Below are 22,615 nucleotides of genomic sequence, written 5' to 3'. Positions count from 1 at the left end.
GCTTACTCACTTGCTTGTTTTAGTGTAATACCATCACTGCGGTTGGTACTATCAAGGGCATCAACCACTGATTGCGGGATAAAACCTTGCGCTGACCCTACAACTGCTTTGCTTGCTAAACCAACAATACGTGCATTCACGAGCACACCACTTTGATGATTAACCAAAGTACCTGCCAATACATAATTGAAGTTTTGGTCTTGGCTAAGCTCTAAATAATCACGACTGAAAACATAATCACCACTTGGCGTAACACGCATATAATCCGTGGTTTTAAAATCAATGACAGGCACACCAAACGCATGAAGTTCATGAATGAAGCTTTCGGCAATTTGATTACCTAGCAGATTCGTTGAGTTGTAATCTGCATCAAGGTATATGAAGCTTGAAACAGCAACCGGCGTGCTATCACTAACATATTGCAAGTTTTCAACAAGATCCTGCATGATGCCACGCACATAGTGATTAATATTTTTACGCGTTGGTGCTGCTGTAAAGGTGCTATTATTCATCACCGCCTGATTGGTTTGAAACACACTGTCGTTACTATGTGGCGCGGCGACTTCTCTTTGCGCAGCTAACTGAGGATCATTTTCGTGTTGTGTTGCATCACCAGTTAACATTGACGAGCAACCAAAGCCAAACGGCAAACATAAAGTTAAAATTAAACGTTTCATTAAATGAGTTCCTCTTAATATTCGCTTCGATACAACTGGCCATCACGTTGCTGAACTTTTTCAGCGCCCCACATTACATTGATAGGGATCTCAGTGCTTGCTGCTGATACTATTCGCAGATCTTTGGTATTTACCAATCGGGCGTTAACTATGTAGGCATGTTGTTGCCGCGTCAGTGTGCCGGTAATAACAAAGTCAATATTCTGACGTTGACGTAAGGTATTTACATCACGACTAAGTACACTATCGGCCGATTGCTGCAAATTTAAAGTATTTTCTAATCGATACTCAATGGTATGAAAACCAAGCTGAGTAAATTGCGTTAATAAACTTTCTTGAATTTGCTGACTCAAGCCACTGCCCTGATCTTCAGCTAAATCAGTACCTAAGCCATCAGCCATATAAAAACTGGTCACAGCAATACGTGCATTGCCTTTGTAAGGGCCTTGAATACGGCTCAGCTGACTACTTAAATCAGCAACGTATTGATGCACCGTATAAGGTGCCATCGGCGATTTTGGGGTTTCTCTAGGGGGCGTTTTTTGTGGCTCTTCAGTTAAGCTACAACCCACCAACACTAAAAAAACTGAATAAAATAACAGGCGCATAATTGCCATCCTCACTAAACTTAGTAAGTACAAAGCAATAATTATGCCTAAGTATTATTGTTGATGGGATAAATCAAGCGGATTCTGTACATAATGTGATACCAAGCATGCCACCCCGAATGATGCTAACTTTTTACAATCATTAGCTGCTTGCTGCTTTTGTTGATATGCACCAATTTTCAAACGATGAAAAGTGCTGCCATTCACTGTTACTGACTCTACATTAGCAATAAACTGGCCATTAAATAGCGCCGGCGCTTGTTTTTTAATTTCAGCAAGGCGAGCTGTTAGTCGAGGTAATTCTGTTACGGAAGCAAGTTGTAGTGCAAATTTGGCTGTAGGCTCAGCTATAAACTGAGGTGCGGTTACGGATGACTTTTTAGTCTTTTCAGGCTCAGTTTGCTGCGCATTTAGCAAAGTAAGTTGTTCAGTGAGTAAGGTTAATTCACTTTCTATTGTCAGCAAGCGCTCAAGCTCTGGCTTCATCGCTTGGAATTGTTGATGCGACTGCCTCAGCTCTATAAGCTCTTGCTGGCTAATTTTTACTAAGTTTTCTTCACTCACTTGTGGCTCTGACATGCTTTGGCAACCAATGATAGGAGTAACCAGTAAGACTAACCATACTTTCTTCAGATTTTGAAAAGTAGTAAAAACCATAATTTGCTCCTTGCTAGTGTTGAACATGCTGTTCTGTTACATGGCATTTAATTGCTTGTGATATTAGCCGCACACATTGATGCTCAAGCTCGTTTGCAGACTGTGGGTCAAAGCCTATCGCAAGCGTGTAGTGTGCATTTGCTTTATCGTGTATATAAAAAGCGTTATGTAACCCTTGCTGTAACAAACGCTGTTTCACCAATGAGTAATACACCTTTAAAATTTTCAGTGAATTAAACTTGCCAATACTCGCTATATATCCTTGGCGCTTTTCGAGTGGTCGCAAAGTAATATCAACCCCCACCAGCACATCACCTTTAGGCGATAATTGTATTTTGTGTGTTTGAGCACTGGTCAGTGATTTTTGCTCTTGGTATTGCTTATCAACAACCGCTTTATACTTACCGGGTTTAATATCAGTAAACAAGTAATAGCCATCATAAGCCGCTTGCGTAGTAGCTACATCATTACCTTGTTCATCCACTAAAGTAATTTGGGCATAAGGTTGAACATTAGAGCCTTGCTCTGTTTGCTGATAAACAGTACCTTCTATTTCGCTGGCATTATTTACTGGGTAATCCATGTACTCAACAAAACCTGCTCGTGGTGTTATGGAGAAACCATCGTGGGCGGGGATCATAAAAGGGTCAGAAAAACTGTCACGATCTAGCACTATATCTGTTGTGCGATTAGCTGGCATAGCTGAAAGAATCGCAATACCTTGTTCATCGGTAATAGCTTGGCGATAATTTTGTAAGCCTTTTACTTTAACACCCGCCAAGCCTTTTTCATTGTAGTCTTTAAGGCCATTATCATTTTCATCTAAAAACACATTAACCATCAAACTACCAGTATTGGTCAATGTTCGATTACTCATAAATGGCTGATTATATTGACTATCAAAGCCAAAACTAAATCGACTATTTAAGCGAATCTGCCATTGATCATTGCTGTCGTAATTAACATTACTGCTTAAGTTAATCCTGTCATTTTGCCACGTTAATCCTAATTCGGCAGACTGAACATCGTAATCTAGAGAATCCCTTAAAGTTAGTTCTGTTTGTAAGCTTGGGCCTAAACTTCTGCTAAACTCAGCTTCATAACTCACTATTTCACTAACCGGAGAGAGTCGATAATTAACCCCAAATCGACTATACACTCTACCTAGGCGTGTTTGTAAACGCGTCGTACCATCAACACTTTCTTGCCCAACACTTAAGTCTTGCCACTGCAATAAATTATTTATAGAGACGTTTGCATAGCTGTAATTTAAACGGTTATAAATTTGCTTTAAATCACCACTTTGTGCATGTTGAATCAGAAAGTTGTTCTGATAATTAAGCCGCCCAAAATCATTTTTCATCAGCTCACCAGACATATCAAACTGATAGCTTTTCAGCGTTATATCTCGACCATTCTGATTATCAGTACGGTTCGTTGCGCTGAATAGCAAAGACTGATCAGCCAATTTAGTTCTTGTTGTTAATTCAAATTCTCTTTGTTGTTGATTGTTTTCTTCATATTCCAGATTAACCAAAAACCTGTCTAACAAGCTAAGGTTCGTTCCTAGAGCAACATGATATAGCTCATCTTGCTCTCGTTTTTGCGCCATGAAGCCTGAATACATGGCAATGTTATCACTCACACCATATTGGTATCGCCCTGCAGCAACCCAGCCCTTGTTGGCACTGTAGTTACTGCTGCCAAGTAACTGCTCACCTTGCTCTGAAACAGATAGCTCATAAACAGCTTCCCCTTGCTCAAGCTGCGTGCCATCAATGTAGTAATATTCAGTTTTTCGCTCTACTTGTCCTTGTGGGCCATAAAAGATCAACTCAAAGCTGTTTTCACCAAACAGTAAATCAATATCAGCAAAAACATAGCGACCATCAGTCAAGCTCAGCTGCTGATCAATTAAAATGCCATTACGATATAATTCAACATCCCAACCTGGCTGTACTGCACCAGTTAGATTCACCCGATTATTATCAATAGCTTGCCCTAGTTGATAATTCGAAATTTTAACCCCGCGACCGTATTGGTTGTTATAACGGCTGCCAACTTGCGTAGCTGTGACATCACCTACTTCAATAAGACTTGCAGCAAGTGGACCTAACAATTGATTATTCACATCTTGCTTGGAGAAAGTTAGCCTTGAGTTATTCAATAAATCACTTTCACGACCCGATAAAAAGTATTCCATCGTTAAATATGCAAAATCTTGCGAGCCAAGTAATGAGTAACTTGCCTGACTGCCATCATTATCTTGGGTGTAATTCAATTGTAAGTCAGCCACAGGGACAGATAAGGCCTGATATGGGCTTGGTTTCCAAGGTAAGGTTGCTTGTTTTTGAGTACTATAGCTTTGCAGTTGTTTTTTATGACGCTGCGCTTGGGCGACAACCGGATAAACAGACTCAGTTTCAATATGTAGCTCTAAGCTTGCGTAGTCAGAGCGGTGCTTAAATTCTAAAGCCTCTGCAAGTACTGCTGCCTCAATATAAATATCATCGTCAACACTAATTTGTTGCTCAGTAAGCTGCCACTTTTTGTTATCTGTAATCAGCTCTTTTTGAGCTGTTAATTGAAAGGTTTTATTAGCGTTGATGAACCAACCTTCTGCACTCTCGGCTGATAAATCGACATTGATTGCTAATTGTAAGATATCAACTAGCCCTGAAAGCCCCAGCAATATGTCTTGATCAGACTTAAGGGCAAAAATCTCACCGAGGTAATTTTCATTTAAATAAATTGAAAATAGCAAAAACTCCCCAGTCGCAATTCGCTGCTGGGTGTCTAAGGTGTCTGCAGAATGATTGACAGCAGGTGTATGCTTTGATTGTGGAGCATGAAGCTGTTCGCCATTTAGCTTAGCCTTTATGGCATTGAGTCTAGCTAGTACACCCTCTGTACTCACAGTCGAATTAGCAAAGCTAATAGGGCTTAATAGCATAAGCCCTAACGCAAATAAGCGATTCATAAGTTTTTTCGCATTAATCCCTAATGTCGAATAGCAAATGAATATGAGTCAAAAACTATACCTTCATACTCATCAGCACCTTCATATTTAATCTCAATAGGCCCTTTCTTCGGTAGTTTTTTATCGGTAAATAGAGCTAGGTAAGCTGTTGTTTCATTGACTTCAGGGTACAAACTCAAGTTACCAATTTCAGCGATTTTCTCTTGTTTACCCGCTGTATTAGTTGCATACGCACTGAGCCTCCCATAACTACTAAAGCCTTGGCTTTCGGTTAACTTAACTGCAAGACTAAGTTTTTTATTAATAGAGTCTTCAACCAGCTTAACGTCCCTAATTTTAACATTCGGTTGTTCGCCTTGCTCACGATATACAACTGGAATACTAAAACTCATTATCATGTTCACTTTAATACCTGGTTTAGTGCTTTTCACTTCATTGGGTAATGCTTGAAACAATAAGTGAGAACGATACTCCCCTTTAGCCAAATTCTTAGGCTTTCTAATTGCTATTTTAATCGTTTGCCTTTCGCCCGGTGCTAAGCGAATTTGCTTTGGGGATAAACGCGTCATTGGTGAAAGGCTCCTTGCTACAGGCTCACTCAATGTTTGGTAACCACCTGCGGGGAGCGCTAATTTTTCGCTCCATACCACGCGATATGTTCTATATTCATCTGAGCTATTAATGACGGTGACTTTTGCGCTACGTTGGCGCTCATCAAATGAAACCCGCGTTGGTGAAATAAGTAAATTTGCTGTTGCATATTGACTGAATAAAACAAAAAAGAGTCCACATAAAAGACGTTTTGCGAACATATCTATCCTTAGTAATCGACCGATATTTCTAAATAAGTTGAAGAAGAGTAATGACCATCTGCGTATGCTTTAGCGCTACGATCTGTTGTTAAAATACCGCCAATAAATACTTTTGCCTCACCAAACTCATTGGTGATCACATATTTAGGAAAACCATTAAGGCGCACAGAAAACTCAGCACTCGTGTTGCCATCTACATCATGTATTAAGTCAACTGGAGCAACTAGATTCATAGTTAGTTGGGTTCTGGCAGGAAAGTCAGTAAGTAATAATTCTGCTGGGTGGCCATTTTCAAGTACATAAACTGAGCCCTGAGTATTGATACTGCCATCATCTTTGACAATTACAGAGCTGGTATTTGTATTAGCTAAAATAACAAGAGTGCCAAAATCAAGCGCTTGTTGCTCTGTGCTCGCTGCTTGTAGAGGCAAAGAGAAAACAGAAAATAGCACAGTGGCCAATAGCAAAAAGCGCATAAAAATTACCTAAAATAATTAATAAGCGACTTCGATTTGAAAAGTCCCCGCATAAACACCATCAGCATATGGCTTTGTGGTAGTACGATCTGATGTATCTAAGCTTGCGCCAATATTGAATGACACAGTACCGTCTTGCGCAACCTGTAAGTTAGGTGTACCAGAATTGTAGTTCGCATTTGCGTTTGGCCCGCTAGTAATAACGAATAACCAATTACCAATTTCAAAGTCAGGACGGTCAGTATCTTGTCCATCTTCAAATTCTAACTGAGTCTGAGTAGGCTCAGTAATCGATAAAATAGCATTTGGAACAGCTTCAGACACAGTAAACGCCGCAGGCTCGCCATCTTCAATGACAGCAAATAAAGCGTTTTCTGTATTATTGCTACTTACTGAAATTGGACTAGCATTTGGAGTCGCATTAACTGTAAGCCTTGCTCGATCGGTTCCAGATGGGTCTGCAACAGCACGAATAGTCCCAAAATTAAGGTCACTATCTTTGGTCAAAACAACAGTGTTTTGAACTGTAACTTCAGCACGAAAAGTTTCAGTAGCAGAAAAGGCAGTTGATGAGGCGAAAATAACACTAAGAGAAAGTAAAGAAAGAGGTAATTTCATATTAAGTCCTTATAATTAAATGGCTAAGCCATTTTTCTGTATCTTAAGCTTTATCGACCTCTAGAACAAATACTTTAAGATTAATTACCTAATTTTTAAGAGGAAAGATGCTTAAAGCATCTCTCCAATAAATGGTGCCGTCACACAGGTTTGCCCCATTCTTTTGGCTATCTCACAAAATGCAGTAGCCTGAGTATAATTTGCAAATGGACCGGCCCTTAACCCATACACGGTTACGCCTTTTTGCTCTCGTGTTTTAAAACGAAAATCAAGGCCATTTAAAACAGCAGGATAATCACGTTTGAGCTTTAAGACCTGATAACTAACTTTTTTCGGCGTTAAATATAAACCTAATTGCACACCCGCTTCAGCCGCTTTGTTTGCTGCAATAATCGCCTCAAGTGAGTCTGTGGATGATGTTTGCTGTACTTGCGTTTGTTCGCTTTGATGAATAATCACATCATTTTGTGGCTCAAATTGTGATGGTTGTGCGGTTAAATCGCTATTGGCTGAAAGCACTTCGATTAACAACGCAAGGTCTTTTTCCATCAACGCAAGACGTTCAATACTAGGTTGTTTATTTTGCCACTCGGCAGCAAATTGCTGTACTTGCTGCTCAGTGTAAGCTGGCTGGGCTTGCTCTTGGCTCATCATACATGCTGTTAGAGCAGTTAAGCTGATGGTTATCAGTAGATATTTAGAAAAAATAGAAAAATGCATGGTGACGTCAATTCTAAAAAACAGACTTAAATCTTAGCAATAAAAATGCCACCTTTAGAGTGAACATTTGACGCTAAAAATAAATTCGGTTGTCAGTGTAGTTACTTACCCAGCAATCAATGCCTTGTCGTTTAATCGCTTCACAATCAGCTTTCGCGTTTTTCAAATACTTATAGCCACCAAACTTAAGTCGATAGTAGGTATGCTCATTTACATCAGCGACTTCAACATTAAGTATCGGCTTTCCTTGAAAAATACTGGGTGCTCGTTTAGCCATTTTCTTTAATGTATAAGCAAGACCTTGTTCCGTATTAACAGACGCTAATTGCAAAGCAAATGCATAGTCAGGTTTAACAGAGTCTTTAGAGTCGCTTGATAGTGCTTGAGAAGTATCAGCCTGTTCTAGCACTGTACTGACAGGTTCACTTTGGGTTTGCGCCAACAAAAATGAGTTTTGCATTAGCGTTACATCACTAAGGTACTGAACAACATTGAAAACAGGAAGCTTGTTAAAAGAGATATCAGGAAATGCCTTATTACTGCAACCAGACACAGTCAATAACACCAACAGGTATATACTGTAACGCAAAGGTTTTGAGCAATATTTCATAAGTAGGATTCTTAAACGTACCATTAAAAATTTGCTTCTTTTTAAAGAAGTCTATCTGTTAGCACTTACCTATACAAAAACCATAAAAGTGATTTACGACATTGCATAAGAAAACTCTAACACATTATTTGTTATTATAATATTTTCAGTACAGTGCTTAACTAACTGCAATAAAAACTTAATGACACCCTAATACTTAAGTTTTCATATTAGACAACCTAAAGCAATAAAAATCCGTCTTTACATAGGTATTTTTATAAGTATAGCTGAGTTTAACTATCCTACAGGGGTAAATAAGCATCTCACTGATCTTTAATCTTAACAATGCGTTAAGACTTAGGTATATCAGAAAAATCCTTTATTGGGTAATAATCGACAATTGGGAGGAACATGTAAATAACAAAAAAGTGCCATATAGACACTTTTTTTACATAATTTTCAACTAAGTAATTTGAATTGCTTATTTAACCAGCGACTTTATGAAGTCTGTAAGCTCACCTTTGAATTCATCACGACGCAGTGCAAACTCAACTATGGCTTTTAAATAACCAATTTTGCTACCGCAGTCATGGCTTTTACCTTTCATTGAGTAAGCATCAACAATCTCTTTTTCCATGAGCATGGCAATGGCATCTGTTAATTGGATTTCATCGCCTGCACCGGCTGGGGTTTTTGCAAGTAATGGCCAAATATTTTTGCTCAATACATAGCGACCCACAACAGCAAGATTTGATGGAGCTTGATCAACTGGAGGCTTTTCAACCATATTTAAAATAGCTGCGCTTTCACCTTGATTGATTTTTACATCACCTAAGTCGACAACACCGAACTTGTCTACTTCGTTTTGCGGCACAGGCTCAACCATAATTTGGCTCTCGCCGGTGGTTTCAAAACGCTGGATCATTTCAGCTAAGTTATCTTTTTTAAGGTCGCTTGCTACATCATCGATGATCACATCCGGTAAGATAACAACAAACGGTTCATCACCTATGATAGGTGCAGCACAGTTAATCGCATGACCAAGGCCTTTCGCTTCACCTTGGCGAACATGAATAATTGTTACATCTTTCGGGCAGATTGATTGTACTTCTGCGAGTAACTGACGTTTAACACGCTTTTCAAGCGTTGCTTCTAACTCAAAACTGGTATCAAAGTGGTTTTCAATTGAGTTTTTACTTGAATGCGTTACTAAAACAATTTCTTTAATTCCTGCTGAAATTGCTTCATTCACAACGTACTGAATCAACGGGCGGTCAACAATAGGAAGCATTTCTTTAGGGATTGCTTTTGTTGCAGGTAACATACGCGTGCCAAGACCAGCAACTGGGATCACTGCTTTCATTGATTTCTCCTTAAATTTTATTGTTCTTAAACTGAAAACGGATACTTAATTGCATCGTGACACTGATAACCTACTACTTCAAAATCGTCTTTTGTAACCCAGGTTTCAATGTCTTCTAATGATTTAATATTTGGGTTTATTTTTAATTCTGGCGACGCGAATGGCTCACGCTTAAGCTGCACATCACGCATCAACTCAAGTTGGTTTTCATAAATATGCGCATTCGCTATTTTATGATACGCCTTACCCGGTTTGTGGCCGGTGATTTGTGCAACTAAAGCAAGTAACACAAAACATTGAATTTGATTAAAGTTCAAACCCAGAGGCACATCGCAGCTACGTTGGTATGATGTTAAGTATAGAGTATCGCCCAACAAAGAAAAGGTGTGCGTGTGCATACAAGGGCGTAAACAGCCTAACTCAAACTCACCTGGGTTATAAAATGTGACGATTTCACCGCGATCATCAATCCCTTTTGATAAGTTATCGATAACTTTTTTAAGTTGATCAAGGTGGCTGCCATCCGGACGTTGCCAACTGCGGCCTTGCACACCATACACTCGACCCATATCATCTTCACCACGGCGATGTGGGTTTTCTAGCCAAGCTTTGTTTTCGTTTGCGTTAGCATTCCAAGTCATACAGCCGATATCACGAAACTGTGCAGCGCTGTCGTAACCACGTAAATAACCAAGTAACTCCGCTATCGCCGCTTTGTAAAAGCTCTTGCGCGTTGTTATTAGCGGAAACTTATTATTTGCCACATCATATTCAAGATCGGCATTAATAACGGTTAAACACTTGGTACCTGTGCGTTTGTTCTCAACCCACACACCTTCGTCAACAATACGCTGACATAAATCTAAATACTGTTTCATTGATTTGCTCTTGTTATGCTTTGCTTGCCACGCTGTGTTGCGGCTTTTTATAGGCCCATATTAACAAACCAAGGCCACCAATTACCATCGGCAATGACAGTATTTGCCCCATCGAGATAAAGCCTGCGAATAAACCTAAATGAGCATCTGGTTCACGGAAATATTCAACAATAAATCTAAACACGCCATAGCCAAGTAAGAACACCCCAGCAACACTTCCCGCTGGGCGAGGCTTTTTGATAAACCATTGTAATATTAAGAACAGCACCAAACCTTCTAAAAAGGCTTCGTATAATTGTGATGGATGACGAGGCTCTGGGCCACCTGATGGGAAAATAAACGCCCAAGGTACATCAGTCACTCGGCCCCATAACTCGCCATTAATAAAGTTACCAATACGCCCTGCTAACAAACCAAGCGGCACCAGTGGCACCACAAAATCGCCCACTTCAAATAATGATTTTTTACGTGTCCAGGCAAATATAGCTATTGCTGTAATAACACCTAGCGTACCACCATGGAAAGACATGCCGCCTTGGTCAATTCTGAATAAATAAAGCGGGTTTTCAATAAAATAACTAAACTGATAAAACAATACATAGCCAATACGACCACCGAGTATTACCCCGAGCATGCCGTAAAATAATAAGTCACTAACTTGTTCTTTTGTCCAACCTGAGTTTGGTTTTTCTGCTTGACGATTAGCAAGCCACATCGCCAAAGCAAAACCAATTAAATACATTAAACCGTACCAACGTACGCTGAGCGGGCCTACCGAAAAAATAACCGGATCGATATCTGGAAATTGAAGAGCCATAAAAATAAAAACCTTTAACTAAACACCATTTTAAGCGCAATTATGACAAGTAATAGCGCGAATACTTTTTTTATTGTTGCCACAGGCAAGTAATGCGTGGCTTTGGCACCTATTGGCGCAATAAGCGACGAGGTAACCACAATCCCGACTAACGCAGGTAAATACACAAATCCGGCAAATCCATCACTGAAAGATGTTAATTGCCACCCGGCAGATACGTAACCCACCGAGCCGAACAGGGCAATGACAATACCACATGCAGCAGCACAACCAATGGCCTTTTTAATATCAACAGAAAAATAATGCAGTAGCGGCACAATAAGCGCCCCGCCGCCAATACCAATTAGTCCTGACAGCGCCCCCATTATGGCACATAAAAAGCCAAGAATAGGCCCTGATGGAAGCGGCTTTTCACTGGCTGCTTTTTTTCGTGTCGATAACACCATTCTGATCGCGATAAACACCACGCTACCGGCAAAAACAAAGCGCAGTAGCTGCTCTGGGATAAAGCTTGCAGCAAAGCCACTGATCAATGCGCCTAGGCCAACACCAGTCATAACCCATGGGGCAATTTCCCAAGGCACGTTAGCATTACGATGATGAGCAAGGGCTGAAGAAGTCGAGGTAAAAATAATGGATGCTAACGAGGTTGCTATCGCGATGACTAATACATGGCTTGGGTCGGCAACATTGAACGATACTAATAACGCACTAAGTACCGGCACGATAATCAGACCGCCACCAATACCTAATAACCCAGCTAAAAATCCAACCACGCTGCCCAAAATTGCGCAGTACACCATTAAAAGTATCACGTCATGCATAGCACACTCATATATTCAATTTGTTATATACATATACTAAACTAATATATATACCCAAACCACCTCAAGATGCGAGTTTCAGTTGGAATTAAAAGCGATTTAGGCAAGGCATTGATTGCAAGTAATAGTGGTTCTATTGTTAAAATCAATAACGCAGTATAAATCGCTTTTAAACCAACCCTTTGGGCGTTTCACAGGCACTTACTCTCATCGTTGTTAATTCTTAAAAGGGATGGCCATTCTTGCAAAGTAACGCCTTGATATTAAGCACCTGTGAAACGCTGAATTCTACATCTTGAGGTGGCTTGGGTATAAGTGCTTCACAACACAATTTTCCCTCATGATTGACCTTGGCTTGGGGTGTAAAATAGCTCACCGAGTTGATGTTCAATCATAAAGTTACGCGTTAACCTAAGTACATGTTTTGCAGTGGGTTGTAATAAACACTCTGCAAGTAACTTTTCCATATCACTGACATTTAATCGCCTAAGCACGAACTTAATTTTACTAATCGAAGCGTAGTTCATGCTCAAGCTTCGATACCCCATCGCAATAAGCAGTAACGCTCCTTCGGGGTCGCCCCCTAACTCACCACACAAGCTAAATGGCAACTCATGTTGCTGACACTCTTGTGCTATTTTTAACAGCACTCTAAGTACACTTGGGTGATAAGGGTTAAATAGCTCAGCAACACGGGCATTAGAGCGATCAACTGCCAGCATATACTGGGTTAAATCGTTGCTACCTACAGAGCAAAAATCGACTTTTTGCGACCACTCTTCAAGCATAAATACACTTGAAGGTACTTCTAACATCACACCAATTTCAGGGCGCTCAATGGCTTGTTCAGGGTATTGCTCACTTAACTCAAAATAGGCTTGTTCGAGCAATTTTAACGATTCATCCACTTCTTCTGAGCCGCTGATCATCGGCAGCATGATTTTTAAATTACCCAAACCAATATTGGCTTTTAACATTGCCTTGAGCTGATCTAAAAATAGCTCTGGGTGATCTAAGGTCACGCGAATACCACGCCAACCTAAAAATGGATTTTCTTCTGTTATATTGAAGTAATCTAAAACTTTATCGCCACCAATATCGAGTGTACGCATCACCACAGGATTAGGATGGTAACTAGTAAGCACTTCGCGATACCAGCTTTCTTGTTCTGACTGTGAAGGAAATTGGCCTTTTTGCATAAACCAGGCTTCGGTGCGATAAAGACCTACCCCATCGCAAAATGGCTTATTGTCATGCTCGGTATTTAATTCAAGACCCGCGTTAAGTAATAAGCTAATGTGTTCGCCATCTTTAGTGATGGCATCTAGGTTTTGCTCTGCTACAAAACGGTCGTTCAATAAGGCTTCTTGATATTTGAGCTGACTGTATTCCTCTTGCAGCATTTGTGAAGGAGAAATATATAAACGCCCTGCATAGGCGTCTAAAATCATTTGCTTGCCTTCAAACTGCAATAACGGCACATCTTCAATGCCCCAAATTGCAGGGATCCCCATAGCACGAGTTAAAATTGAAGCATGGCTATTTGCTGCACCATTAACACTCACAACCCCAGCAAGATGCCCTTTAGGTACTTCAGCAAGCATTGCGGGAGTTAATGTACCGGCAATTAAAATAGTGTCTTTAGGGTAAGGTTTTGCCGCATGCTCAGTATTAACTAAGTGATGTAAAACCCGTAAACCAATATCTTTAACATCAACAGCACGCTCTTTAATGTAAGGATCTTGCATGGCATTGAATTGAGTCACCAATTTCTCAATTACAATTTTCAGGGCGCTTTTAGCATTCCAGCCTTGTTGTAATTGCGCTTCAACATTTTGACCAAGACTTTTGGCATCAAGTAACTGCTGATAAACATCAAATACAGCCAGTGCCTCTTGCGGAATAGAGTCGCTCAGAGTCATAGATAAGGTATTAAACTCGTTACGCGTCGCAGCCACAGCTTGGGTAAATAGCTTACGCTGGGTGCTCACATCGTCGTCTTTTTGCAGTTCAATAGAACTAAAGTCAAGTTTAGGGATCACCACAAAGGCTTCACCTATGGCAATACCTGGTGCACTTGATACCCCTTTTAGTACTGAGGTTTGGTGTGAAAACTCATCGACGCGTAATATTTCTTTTATTTCTGCATGAGCTAACTGAGAAGCTAGCTGGGCCGAGAGCGTAATTAAGAATGATTCCTCGTCAGGGCTAAAAACACGGGCTAGTTTTTGTTGAACAACAATAACGCCTAAAACCTTTTTCTGGTGCACGACTGGCACTGACAAAAATGCGTTATAGCCTTCTTCATTAACTTCAGGTGAGAGTTTAAAACGAGGGTGAGACTTAGCAAAAGCAATATTGATAGGCTCTTCACGCTGAGCAACAAGACCCACGAGGCCTTCGGTAAAACCTATACGAAACTTACCCACTGCATCTGGGTTGAGGCCTTGGGTGGCCATCAATACAAAGTTATCTTGGCTATAATCTGCAAAATAAATCGAGCAGCACTGTGTTTGCATGGCATCTTTTACCATTTGCACAAAACACCCCAGCGCACTATTCAAGTCCGCCTGTTGCGACACTGCCTCAGCAATTGATCTGAGCGTGGCTAACATGATGCTGCTCCTTTGATTTAAATAAGGTTGCCCTTATCGTTTATGTCGCCAATGATCTTTGTGTTGCTCTCGTTTATTAAACGGCATTGCAAACGGAGCAAACTCTTTCATTACTCGACGATATACATCGCGCTTAAACGAAACAACTTGCCTAACCGGATACCAATAACTCACCCATCGCCAATCATCAAACTCGGGGTGATGAGTTTTAAGTAAATCTACATCTTCATCTTTACAACGAAGTTTCAGTAAAAACCATTTTTGTTTTTGCCCAATACACACAGGACTTGAGTCTCTGCGAATTAAACGTTTGGGTAATTTATAGCGTAACCAATGTTTAGAACTTGCGACGATCTCAACGTCTTCAGGAAGCAAGCCCACTTCTTCGTGTAATTCTCTGTACATGGTTTGCTCTGCTGTTTCGCCGTCATCAACACCACCTTGGGGAAATTGCCAAGAGTGCTGACCATAGCGACGAGCCCAAAATACTTGTCCCTGATTATTGCAAATTACAATTCCGACATTGGCACGAAAACCTTCGGCATCAATCACCTTAGTGCCTCATTTGTAAGTCGATTTTTATTGATTGTTCCACATAACCTGCGATACAGCAAACACTTTACACCTAAGCCTAAATTAGATTGAAAAATTATTTTTTAACAAACATGTTTAATCAAGGTGTTACGAAGTAATTATTATAAAAATGTGCTGTTTGATTAAAATAACTATTTACAACCGTATTTTTATCACCTTACCCACAGCTTGTGCATAACTTTTATAAATCATGCCTAAATCGCAAACAAATCCACAATCCACAGTTGAAACATCCACTTTCTCCACAGAAACTGTGGATAAACATGTTTATATATCTGTATTTATACAAACAACTGTTTAATTAATGAAATAGAAACAACATAAAAAAACAGTAAAACAATTAAATATCAGTTGGTTAGACTAAAACATCGAAAAGTAAAACTGATTATTTTTAGCCCACCCTTAACGTGCGCAAAAAACACCCAAACACAAAGATATCCACTAAGGCACGCATTTGCTATCATGATACGGTTAATTAGACAATCAAATAAACGCCTTATGCGACCAATAAAACCCGCTTCTATAAACGAATTAATGCAACGTGTTGATGCTATTGCTGGCCTAACCCTAGGGCAGCTAGCCGAGCAATGTAAGTTTAAAACCCCTGACGATTTACTACGTGAAAAAGGCTGGACCGGGCAACTTATCGAATATGTACTTGGTGCAACAGCGGGTTCAAAACCAACACCTGATTTTGAAGAGTTAGGCATTGAGCTAAAAACCTTACCTATCTCATTTAAAGGGAAACCTCTCGAAACAACCTTTGTTTCGGTAACACCACTATTAAATGTAACCGGAATGACTTGGCAGCAAAGTACGGTTCGTAAAAAGTTGAATCATGTTTTGTGGTTACCTATTTTAGGCGAACGCGAGATACTGCCTTTTCACCGTACCATAGGCAGTGGCTTTTTATGGCAACCAAGCGCAGAGCAAGATGCCCTTTTACAGCGTGATTGGGAAGAACAAATGGAGCTAATCGCCCTTGGTCGCGTAGATGAAATTTCGGGTCATTTAGGTGATGTAATGCAAATAAGGCCAAAAGCTGCCAATAGCAAAGCGCTGACTGATGCAATTGGCCCGAATGGCCAGATAGTACAAACTTTACCTCGCGGCTTTTATCTTAAAACCAGCTTCACCGGCGAAATCCTAAAACAACAATTTCAGCTATAAAAAAACCTCCCGAAGGAGGTTTTTTAAAGTCTTGATGAGCTAAGCCAGATTACTGACCTTTAACCTCTTTAAGACCGTTGTAAGGTGCTTTCTCACCTAATACTTCTTCAATGCGAAGTAATTGGTTGTACTTAGCAATACGGTCAGAACGGCTTAATGAACCCGTTTTGATTTGACCAGCTGCAGTACCTACTGCTAAATCAGCAATTGTCGCATCTTCAGTTTCACCTGAACGGTGTGAGATAACAGCAGTGAAGCCAGCGTCTTTAGCCATTTTGATAGCAGCAAGCGTTTCAGTTAATGAACCGATTTGGTTGAATTTGATTAGGATTGAGTTAGCAATACCGTTATCAATACCACGCTTTAAGATCTTCGTGTTAGTTACGAACAGATCGTCACCTACTAATTGTACTTTGTCGCCAATTAGTTGTGTTTGGTGTGCGAAACCATCCCAATCCGACTCATCTAAGCCGTCTTCAATTGAAACAATTGGGTATTGCTCAGTAAGGCCTTTAAGGAAGTGGTTGAATTCTTCAGAAGTGAATTTTTTACCTTCGCCTTTAAGGTCGTAGATATTCGCTTCTTTGTCGTAGAACTCAGATGCAGCACAGTCTAGAGCTAGAGTGATATCTTTACCAAGCTCATAACCTGCATTTGCTACAGCAACCTTGATTGCAGCAAGTGCCGCTTCGTTTGATTCAAGGTTAGGAGCAAAACCACCTTCATCACCTACTGATGTAGAGTGACCTTCAGCTTTAAGTACTTTTGCTAAGCTGTGGAATACTTCAGCGCCCATACGTAACGCTTCACGGAAGTTTGTAGCACCAACTGGCTGGATCATGAACTCTTGAATATCAACAGAGTTATCAGCGTGCTCACCACCATTGATGATGTTCATCATAGGTAATGGCATTGAGTAAACACCTGGTGTGCCGTTTAGGTCTGCAATGTGCTCATAAAGCTCAACGCCTTTAGAGTTAGCAGCCGCTTTAGCCGTTGCTAAAGATACAGCTAAGATAGCGTTAGCACCTAGTTTTTCTTTGTTTTCAGTACCATCTAAGTCAAGCATTACTTGGTCAACCGCTTTTTGGTCAACTGCGTTTTGGCCTTTAAGCGCTTCAGCGATTTCGTTATTGATATAGCCTACTGCTTTTAAAACACCTTTACCTAGGTAACGTGCTTTATCACCATCACGTAATTCAAGCGCTTCGCGAGTACCTGTTGATGCACCAGATGGTGCTGCAGCACGGCCCCATGAACCATCAGCTAAATGTACATCAGCTTCAACAGTTGGGTTACCACGCGAGTCCATGATTTCGCGACCAATCACTTTTACGATTTCTGACATCTTGATTCCTCTTTTCCCGAAAATGGTGAGTTAGTGCCAATTTTATTAATTATCCTTAATGCCATTGGCTTATTAAAACAAATAAGCCGTGCATAAAGCACGGCCTATTTAAATTACGATGACGCTTTTTGGTGAGTATGTGCAGCTGCAACAAACCCTTCAAATAGCGGGTGACCATCACGTGGTGTTGACGTGAATTCCGGGTGGAATTGCGCGGCAATAAACCAAGGGTGATCTTTATTCTCAATAATTTCGACTAGTTTCTTATCTTCAGATAAACCAGTGAAACTTAAGCCTGCTTTTTCAAGCTGCTCTACGTAGTGATTATTCACTTCGTAACGGTGACGGTGACGCTCAACAATCTCGTCACTACCGTACACTTCGCTTACTTTAGAACCAGGTGTTAAATGACACTTTTGTGCACCTAAACGCATAGTACCACCTAGGTCAGATTGCTCATCACGGATTTCAACGTTACCGTCAGCATCTTGCCATTCAGTGATTAAACCAACAACTGGGTGTGCTGATTTAGCGTTAAACTCTGTTGAGTTTGCATCTTCAAGGCCTGCAACGTTACGCGCATATTCAATAAGCGCTACTTGCATACCTAAACAAATGCCTAAGTAAGGAACTTTATTTTCACGTGCATATTTAGCCGCTAAGATCTTACCTTCAACACCACGGCCGCCGAAGCCACCTGGAACTAAGATAGCATCAAGATGAGAGAGTAACTCAGTACCTTTGCTTTCTAAGTCTTGTGAATCAACGTATTCGATGTTCACAGTTAAACGGTTTTTCAAACCTGCATGCTTTAATGCTTCGTTTACTGATTTATATGCATCTGGTAGTTCGATGTACTTACCAACCATACCAATTGTCACTTCACCTGTTGGGTTAGACTCTTGGTATAACACTTGTTCCCACTCAGATAAATCTGCTTCTGGGCACTCAAGATAGAAACGACGACAGACGAAGTTATCTAATTCTTGTGACTTAAGTAACGCAGGGATCTTATAGATGCTTTCTACGTCTGGTAATGAAATAACAGCTTTCTCTTCAACGTTAGTGAAAAGTGCGATCTTCGCGCGCTCGTTATTTGGTAATTTACGATCAGAACGACAGATCAAGATATCTGGTTGGATACCAATCGAACGTAATTCTTTTACAGAATGTTGTGTTGGCTTAGTTTTAACTTCACCTGCAGGGCCTAAGAATGGCACTAGCGTTAGGTGGATAAACAATGCGCGCTCACGGCCAATTTCAGTGCCAAGCTGACGAATTGCTTCTAAGAAAGGTTGTGACTCGATGTCACCAACTGTACCGCCAATTTCAACGATTGCTACATCGCGACCTTCAGCACCGTCGTATACACGTTGCTTAATGTCGTTTGTGATGTGTGGAATAACCTGAATTGTTGCACCAAGGTACTCACCACGACGCTCACGTCGTAATACATCTTCATAAACACGACCTTGTGTGAAGTTGTTGCGGCTAGTCATCTTGGTACGGATGAAACGCTCATAGTGACCTAAGTCAAGGTCAGTCTCTGCACCGTCTTCAGTTACAAATACTTCACCGTGCTGAATTGGGCTCATAGTGCCTGGGTCAACGTTAATGTAAGGATCCAGCTTTAAAATAGTCACGTTAAGACCACGTGCTTCTAAAATAGCGGCTAATGACGCTGCTGCAATACCCTTACCCAACGAAGAAACAACCCCGCCAGTTACGAAGATAAATTTTGTACTCATGCGAACCCTAGAATATCAGGAATTAAAAGGAATAATATAGAATCAAGACGGGGCGATATTATAGCAAAGGGGCTGCTATCAATCCAGATAAAATTAGCAAATAAGTGCACAAAAAACGAGCTTGGTTACACTGTACCCAAACTGCTCTACAATGCACTTACCTGGCTTGTTTTTTTATGGCTTCCCATGCGTTGTCCATTTCTTCAAGGCTAGCCGTTTCTAAACTCTGGCCACGTTCATCTAAGTAAGCAGCCACTTTTTCAAAGCGTGACGCGAACTTAGCATTGGCACTTCGTAATAATTGCTCAGGATCGCGCTTAATATGACGGGCAACATTCACTGTTGCAAACAGTAAATCACCAAGCTCTTCTGCACTGTGCTCTGAATAAGGGTCGTGAGCCAGCGCTTCTTTTACTTCGTCTACTTCTTCAGCAACTTTATCGAGCGCACCATGATAACTTGGCCAATCAAACCCTAAGCTTGCTACACGCTGTTGAATCTTCTTCGCTTTTGATAACCCCGGCATAGCATCAGGAATGTCTTGCCACAGGCTCATTTGTGGTGAAGCTGCTTTTTCTGCTCGCTCTTGTGCTTTAATAGCCTGCCACTGCTCAGAAAGCTCAGCGTCAGTCAGCTCACTTTGTTCTGCAAAGACATGGGGATGACGACGAACTAACTTATCATTAAGCGTATTAGCCACATCGGTAAAATCAAATAATCCTTGCTCTTTGGCAAGTTGAGCATAAAAGATGACTTGAAACAGTAAATCGCCAAGCTCACTTTTAAGCTCAGTAAGCTCACCTTTTTCAATGCAATCTGCTACTTCGTAAGCTTCTTCAAGTGTATGCGGCACTATTGACTTAAAGTCTTGTTTTAAATCCCACGGGCACCCAGATTCTGGGTCCCGTAGTTTGGCCATAATAGCAAGCGACTGCTCAATTGCCTGTTTATCACACATTACGAATGACCACGCTTTGCATCATGTACACCTTCTATTTGGTGTAACTTAGACAATAAGCGGTTGGTGCTTGATAAGTCATGTACTTCAACCTGCATTGAAAACAGCGCAAGCTGCTTATCTTCAACCGTGTTGACGTTCATGTTCAGCACATTCACTTTTTCGTTTGCAAGCACTGAGCTGATATCTCGAATAAGGCCTGAGCGATCGGTCGCTTCAACTTTAATCGTTAATGAGTAAGAGCCATTGACATCGTCTGACCAACTTACTGATATCACCCGCTCAGGATGCTTCTCGCGAAGTTTCTCAAACGAATCGCAATCTTCACGGTGAACTGCAATCCCTCGGCCTTGCGTAATGTAGCCAATAATTTCATCGCCCGGCACAGGTCGGCAGCATTTAGCAACATGGCTCATTAAGCTACCTACCCCATCAACAACAATACCGTTCTTATCGCCGGTGACACTTTTTGGCTTTTTAAACTTAATTTGTGGTTCGTCATGCTCACGGTCACTAATGAAGTTTAATAACTGGTTTAAGCGAACATCTCCAGCACCTACCGCAACCATAAGGTCGTCAAGGCCTTTAAGGTTAAAGCGCTCGATTGCTGGCGCTAGATCTTTGGTTGTTAAATCTAGTTTTTGCAGCTCGGTCTCAAGTATTTCTTTACCGGCACTTAAGTTTTTATCGCGATCAAGCTGCTTAAACCAATGATGGATTTTAGAGCGTGCTCGTGAAGACTTAATATAACCTAGCGATGGGTTTAACCAATCACGGCTTGGGTTAGGTTGCTTTTGAGTTAAAATTTCAACCTGATCGCCGGTGCTTAATTGGTGAGTAAATGGCACAATTTTGCCAAACACTTTTGCGCCAATACAACGATGCCCTACATTTGAGTGAATGTAATAAGCAAAATCAAGTGGTGTTGCACCCAGCGGCAAATCGAAAATATCCCCTTTTGGCGTAAACACATAAACACGGTCTTCTACTACTTGGTTTTTAAGCTCTTCCGCTAGGTCACTGCCATCAACAACTTCTTCTTGCCATTGCAGTAACTTACGTAACCAGCTAATTTTTTGCTCGTAGCCTGAACCACGTCCTGGCAATGCACCTTCTTTGTACATCCAGTGCGCAGCAACACCTAGCTCAGCATCTTGGTGCATTTCGCTCGTACGAATTTGAATTTCAACGGTTTTACCTTCTGGGCCAAATACCACGGTATGAATTGACTGATAACCGTTTTGCTTAGGTGTTGCGATGTAATCATCAAACTCTTTATTTAAATGGCGCCAGTTAGTATGCACGATACCTAATGCCGCGTAACAATCTTGCAGACGCTCTACCACAATGCGCATAGCGCGAATATCAAAAAGCTGGTCGAACTCGTAGTTCTTCTGTGCCATTTTTTTGTAGATGCTGTAGATATGCTTAGGGCGGCCATACACCTCACCTTCAATACCTGCTTCAGTCAAGCGTGTTTTGACTAAAGCAACCATGTTCTCCATATAAGCTTCTCGGGCAAGGCGCTTATCATCCAGCTGTTTGGCGATATTTTTATAGGTATCTGGGTGCAAATAACGGAACGAAAGATCTTCAAGTTCCCATTTAAGCTGACCAATCCCTAAACGATTCGCAAGGGGCGCAAAAATGTCGCGTGTTTCTTTAGCGGCGATAACGCGCTCTTCTTCACTGGCATCTTTAACATCACGCAGGTGGCACACTTGCTCTGCAAGTTTAATCACTACAGCGCGCACATCTTCAACCATAGCTAGTAACATGCGGCGGATATTATCAATTTGTACAGTGCCTTTACCTTGGTGGGCTAAGGTACTGATGGTAGCCATTTGGCTTACGCCTGTTAGTAATAACGCAACGTGATTACCTAGCTTTTCGGTGACTGTCTCAATTGAAATTTTTTCGGCTAAAAAATAAGGCGTTAAAAAAGCAGTGGCAAGAGAGTCTGCATCTAAATTTAGCTCAGCTAAAATCTCCACCATTTCAATGGCTGTGTTTTCACGTTTTGCATCATCGCAATGCAGGCACAGTTGGTGAGCCTGCTCTAATAAGGTATGTTTGTCTTCTGTTAGCGCTAACAGCTCGATACGGCTGGCAAAATCACTCGGCTTAGTTAGCTGATGTGACTGTCTAGTGGCTACCATGTGC

Annotated in this window: 20 protein-coding genes; 1 reads left to right on the top strand and 19 read right to left on the bottom strand. The window is 41.0% G+C overall.

Going from position 1 to position 22,615, the window contains the following annotated elements; genetic code table 11:
* Positions 1-2: 2 nt before the first annotated feature.
* The 15 genes from PASHI_RS19575 to rppH form a co-directional block, all read right to left on the bottom strand.
* Positions 3-677 carry a FlgO family outer membrane protein gene (locus tag PASHI_RS19575; protein ID WP_062566770.1) on the bottom strand — a complete coding sequence of 225 codons (675 nt, stop codon included), beginning with the start codon at positions 675-677 and terminating at the stop codon, positions 3-5.
* Between the two features lie 14 nt (positions 678-691).
* On the bottom strand, positions 692-1,285 hold the full coding sequence (locus PASHI_RS19570; protein WP_055020737.1) for a FlgO family outer membrane protein: 594 nt from the start codon (positions 1,283-1,285) through the stop codon (positions 692-694).
* A 54-nt stretch (positions 1,286-1,339) separates the two neighbouring features.
* Positions 1,340-1,942, bottom strand: a complete 603-nt coding sequence (locus tag PASHI_RS19565) for an SPOR domain-containing protein (protein ID WP_062566769.1) — start codon at positions 1,940-1,942, stop codon at positions 1,340-1,342.
* A 13-nt stretch (positions 1,943-1,955) separates the two neighbouring features.
* Positions 1,956-4,922: a hypothetical protein gene (locus tag PASHI_RS19560; protein ID WP_062566768.1), complete on the bottom strand. Its 2,967-nt coding sequence runs from the start codon at positions 4,920-4,922 to the stop codon at positions 1,956-1,958.
* A gap of 20 nt (positions 4,923-4,942) precedes the next feature.
* A complete protein-coding gene (locus tag PASHI_RS19555; RefSeq protein WP_062566767.1) occupies positions 4,943-5,734 on the bottom strand; it encodes a fimbrial biogenesis chaperone in 792 nt (263 codons plus the stop codon).
* 8 nt (positions 5,735-5,742) lie between these two features.
* Entirely contained in the window at positions 5,743-6,210 is a 468-nt protein-coding gene (locus tag PASHI_RS19550; RefSeq protein ID WP_062566766.1) for a DUF4402 domain-containing protein, read from the bottom strand.
* Between the two features lie 18 nt (positions 6,211-6,228).
* Complete coding sequence (locus tag PASHI_RS19545) at positions 6,229-6,828, bottom strand: DUF4402 domain-containing protein (protein WP_062566765.1); 600 nt, start codon at positions 6,826-6,828, stop codon at positions 6,229-6,231.
* Between the two features lie 111 nt (positions 6,829-6,939).
* A complete protein-coding gene (locus tag PASHI_RS19540) occupies positions 6,940-7,548 on the bottom strand; it encodes an SPOR domain-containing protein (RefSeq protein WP_130166610.1) in 609 nt (202 codons plus the stop codon).
* Between the two features lie 73 nt (positions 7,549-7,621).
* Positions 7,622-8,158: an SPOR domain-containing protein gene (locus PASHI_RS19535; protein WP_062566763.1), complete on the bottom strand. Its 537-nt coding sequence runs from the start codon at positions 8,156-8,158 to the stop codon at positions 7,622-7,624.
* Positions 8,159-8,618: 460 nt separating this feature from the next.
* Complete coding sequence (galU, locus tag PASHI_RS19530) at positions 8,619-9,500, bottom strand: UTP--glucose-1-phosphate uridylyltransferase GalU (RefSeq protein ID WP_054562235.1); 882 nt, start codon at positions 9,498-9,500, stop codon at positions 8,619-8,621.
* Positions 9,501-9,526: 26 nt separating this feature from the next.
* On the bottom strand, positions 9,527-10,378 hold the full coding sequence (locus tag PASHI_RS19525; protein ID WP_054562236.1) for a thymidylate synthase: 852 nt from the start codon (positions 10,376-10,378) through the stop codon (positions 9,527-9,529).
* A 13-nt stretch (positions 10,379-10,391) separates the two neighbouring features.
* A complete protein-coding gene (lgt, locus tag PASHI_RS19520) occupies positions 10,392-11,195 on the bottom strand; it encodes a prolipoprotein diacylglyceryl transferase (protein ID WP_054562237.1) in 804 nt (267 codons plus the stop codon).
* Positions 11,196-11,209: 14 nt separating this feature from the next.
* On the bottom strand, positions 11,210-12,019 hold the full coding sequence (locus PASHI_RS19515; protein WP_062566762.1) for a sulfite exporter TauE/SafE family protein: 810 nt from the start codon (positions 12,017-12,019) through the stop codon (positions 11,210-11,212).
* A gap of 338 nt (positions 12,020-12,357) precedes the next feature.
* Positions 12,358-14,634 carry a phosphoenolpyruvate--protein phosphotransferase gene (ptsP, locus tag PASHI_RS19510; protein ID WP_062566761.1) on the bottom strand — a complete coding sequence of 759 codons (2,277 nt, stop codon included), beginning with the start codon at positions 14,632-14,634 and terminating at the stop codon, positions 12,358-12,360.
* Positions 14,635-14,667: 33 nt separating this feature from the next.
* Positions 14,668-15,186, bottom strand: a complete 519-nt coding sequence (rppH, locus tag PASHI_RS19505; protein WP_054562240.1) for an RNA pyrophosphohydrolase — start codon at positions 15,184-15,186, stop codon at positions 14,668-14,670.
* Positions 15,187-15,726: 540 nt separating this feature from the next.
* Here rppH and mutH point away from each other — a divergent pair.
* Positions 15,727-16,398, top strand: a complete 672-nt coding sequence (mutH, locus tag PASHI_RS19500) for a DNA mismatch repair endonuclease MutH (RefSeq protein WP_062566974.1) — start codon at positions 15,727-15,729, stop codon at positions 16,396-16,398.
* A 49-nt stretch (positions 16,399-16,447) separates the two neighbouring features.
* Here mutH and eno read toward each other — a convergent pair whose 3' ends face one another.
* From eno to relA, 4 genes are all read right to left on the bottom strand, one after another.
* Entirely contained in the window at positions 16,448-17,746 is a 1,299-nt protein-coding gene (gene eno, locus PASHI_RS19495) for a phosphopyruvate hydratase (RefSeq protein WP_062566760.1), read from the bottom strand.
* A 113-nt stretch (positions 17,747-17,859) separates the two neighbouring features.
* A complete protein-coding gene (locus tag PASHI_RS19490; RefSeq protein WP_062566759.1) occupies positions 17,860-19,494 on the bottom strand; it encodes a CTP synthase in 1,635 nt (544 codons plus the stop codon).
* 157 nt (positions 19,495-19,651) lie between these two features.
* Positions 19,652-20,452 (bottom strand): nucleoside triphosphate pyrophosphohydrolase, encoded by an 801-nt coding sequence (gene mazG, locus PASHI_RS19485; protein WP_062566758.1) that lies wholly within the window; start codon positions 20,450-20,452, stop codon positions 19,652-19,654.
* Complete coding sequence (relA, locus tag PASHI_RS19480; RefSeq protein WP_062566757.1) at positions 20,452-22,611, bottom strand: GTP diphosphokinase; 2,160 nt, start codon at positions 22,609-22,611, stop codon at positions 20,452-20,454. Before relA ends, mazG begins: the two co-directional genes overlap by 1 nt.
* Between the last annotated feature and the right edge of the window lie 4 nt (positions 22,612-22,615).

It is taken from the genome of Pseudoalteromonas shioyasakiensis (assembly GCF_001550135.1).
In the GTDB taxonomy this organism is placed as follows: Bacteria; Pseudomonadota; Gammaproteobacteria; order Enterobacterales; family Alteromonadaceae; genus Pseudoalteromonas; species Pseudoalteromonas shioyasakiensis.
The sequence above is the reverse complement of the archived record's forward strand: the minus strand, read 5'-3'. Positions and strand labels throughout refer to the sequence as shown.

Coding starts and splice junctions, on each gene's coding strand:
- relA (WP_062566757.1), bottom strand. CDS start 22,611: ATGGTAGCCACTAGACAGTCACATCAGCTAACTAAGCCGAGTGATTTT.
- mazG (WP_062566758.1), bottom strand. CDS start 20,452: ATGTGTGATAAACAGGCAATTGAGCAGTCGCTTGCTATTATGGCCAAA.
- PASHI_RS19540 (WP_130166610.1), bottom strand. CDS start 7,548: ATGCATTTTTCTATTTTTTCTAAATATCTACTGATAACCATCAGCTTA.
- PASHI_RS19555 (WP_062566767.1), bottom strand. CDS start 5,734: ATGTTCGCAAAACGTCTTTTATGTGGACTCTTTTTTGTTTTATTCAGT.
- PASHI_RS19545 (WP_062566765.1), bottom strand. CDS start 6,828: ATGAAATTACCTCTTTCTTTACTTTCTCTTAGTGTTATTTTCGCCTCA.
- PASHI_RS19490 (WP_062566759.1), bottom strand. CDS start 19,494: ATGAGTACAAAATTTATCTTCGTAACTGGCGGGGTTGTTTCTTCGTTG.
- PASHI_RS19525 (WP_054562236.1), bottom strand. CDS start 10,378: ATGAAACAGTATTTAGATTTATGTCAGCGTATTGTTGACGAAGGTGTG.
- lgt (WP_054562237.1), bottom strand. CDS start 11,195: ATGGCTCTTCAATTTCCAGATATCGATCCGGTTATTTTTTCGGTAGGC.
- mutH (WP_062566974.1), top strand. CDS start 15,727: ATGCGACCAATAAAACCCGCTTCTATAAACGAATTAATGCAACGTGTT.
- eno (WP_062566760.1), bottom strand. CDS start 17,746: ATGTCAGAAATCGTAAAAGTGATTGGTCGCGAAATCATGGACTCGCGT.
- PASHI_RS19575 (WP_062566770.1), bottom strand. CDS start 677: ATGAAACGTTTAATTTTAACTTTATGTTTGCCGTTTGGCTTTGGTTGC.
- PASHI_RS19550 (WP_062566766.1), bottom strand. CDS start 6,210: ATGCGCTTTTTGCTATTGGCCACTGTGCTATTTTCTGTTTTCTCTTTG.
- galU (WP_054562235.1), bottom strand. CDS start 9,500: ATGAAAGCAGTGATCCCAGTTGCTGGTCTTGGCACGCGTATGTTACCT.
- PASHI_RS19570 (WP_055020737.1), bottom strand. CDS start 1,285: ATGCGCCTGTTATTTTATTCAGTTTTTTTAGTGTTGGTGGGTTGTAGC.
- PASHI_RS19515 (WP_062566762.1), bottom strand. CDS start 12,019: ATGCATGACGTGATACTTTTAATGGTGTACTGCGCAATTTTGGGCAGC.
- PASHI_RS19565 (WP_062566769.1), bottom strand. CDS start 1,942: ATGGTTTTTACTACTTTTCAAAATCTGAAGAAAGTATGGTTAGTCTTA.
- ptsP (WP_062566761.1), bottom strand. CDS start 14,634: ATGTTAGCCACGCTCAGATCAATTGCTGAGGCAGTGTCGCAACAGGCG.
- PASHI_RS19560 (WP_062566768.1), bottom strand. CDS start 4,922: ATGAATCGCTTATTTGCGTTAGGGCTTATGCTATTAAGCCCTATTAGC.
- PASHI_RS19535 (WP_062566763.1), bottom strand. CDS start 8,158: ATGAAATATTGCTCAAAACCTTTGCGTTACAGTATATACCTGTTGGTG.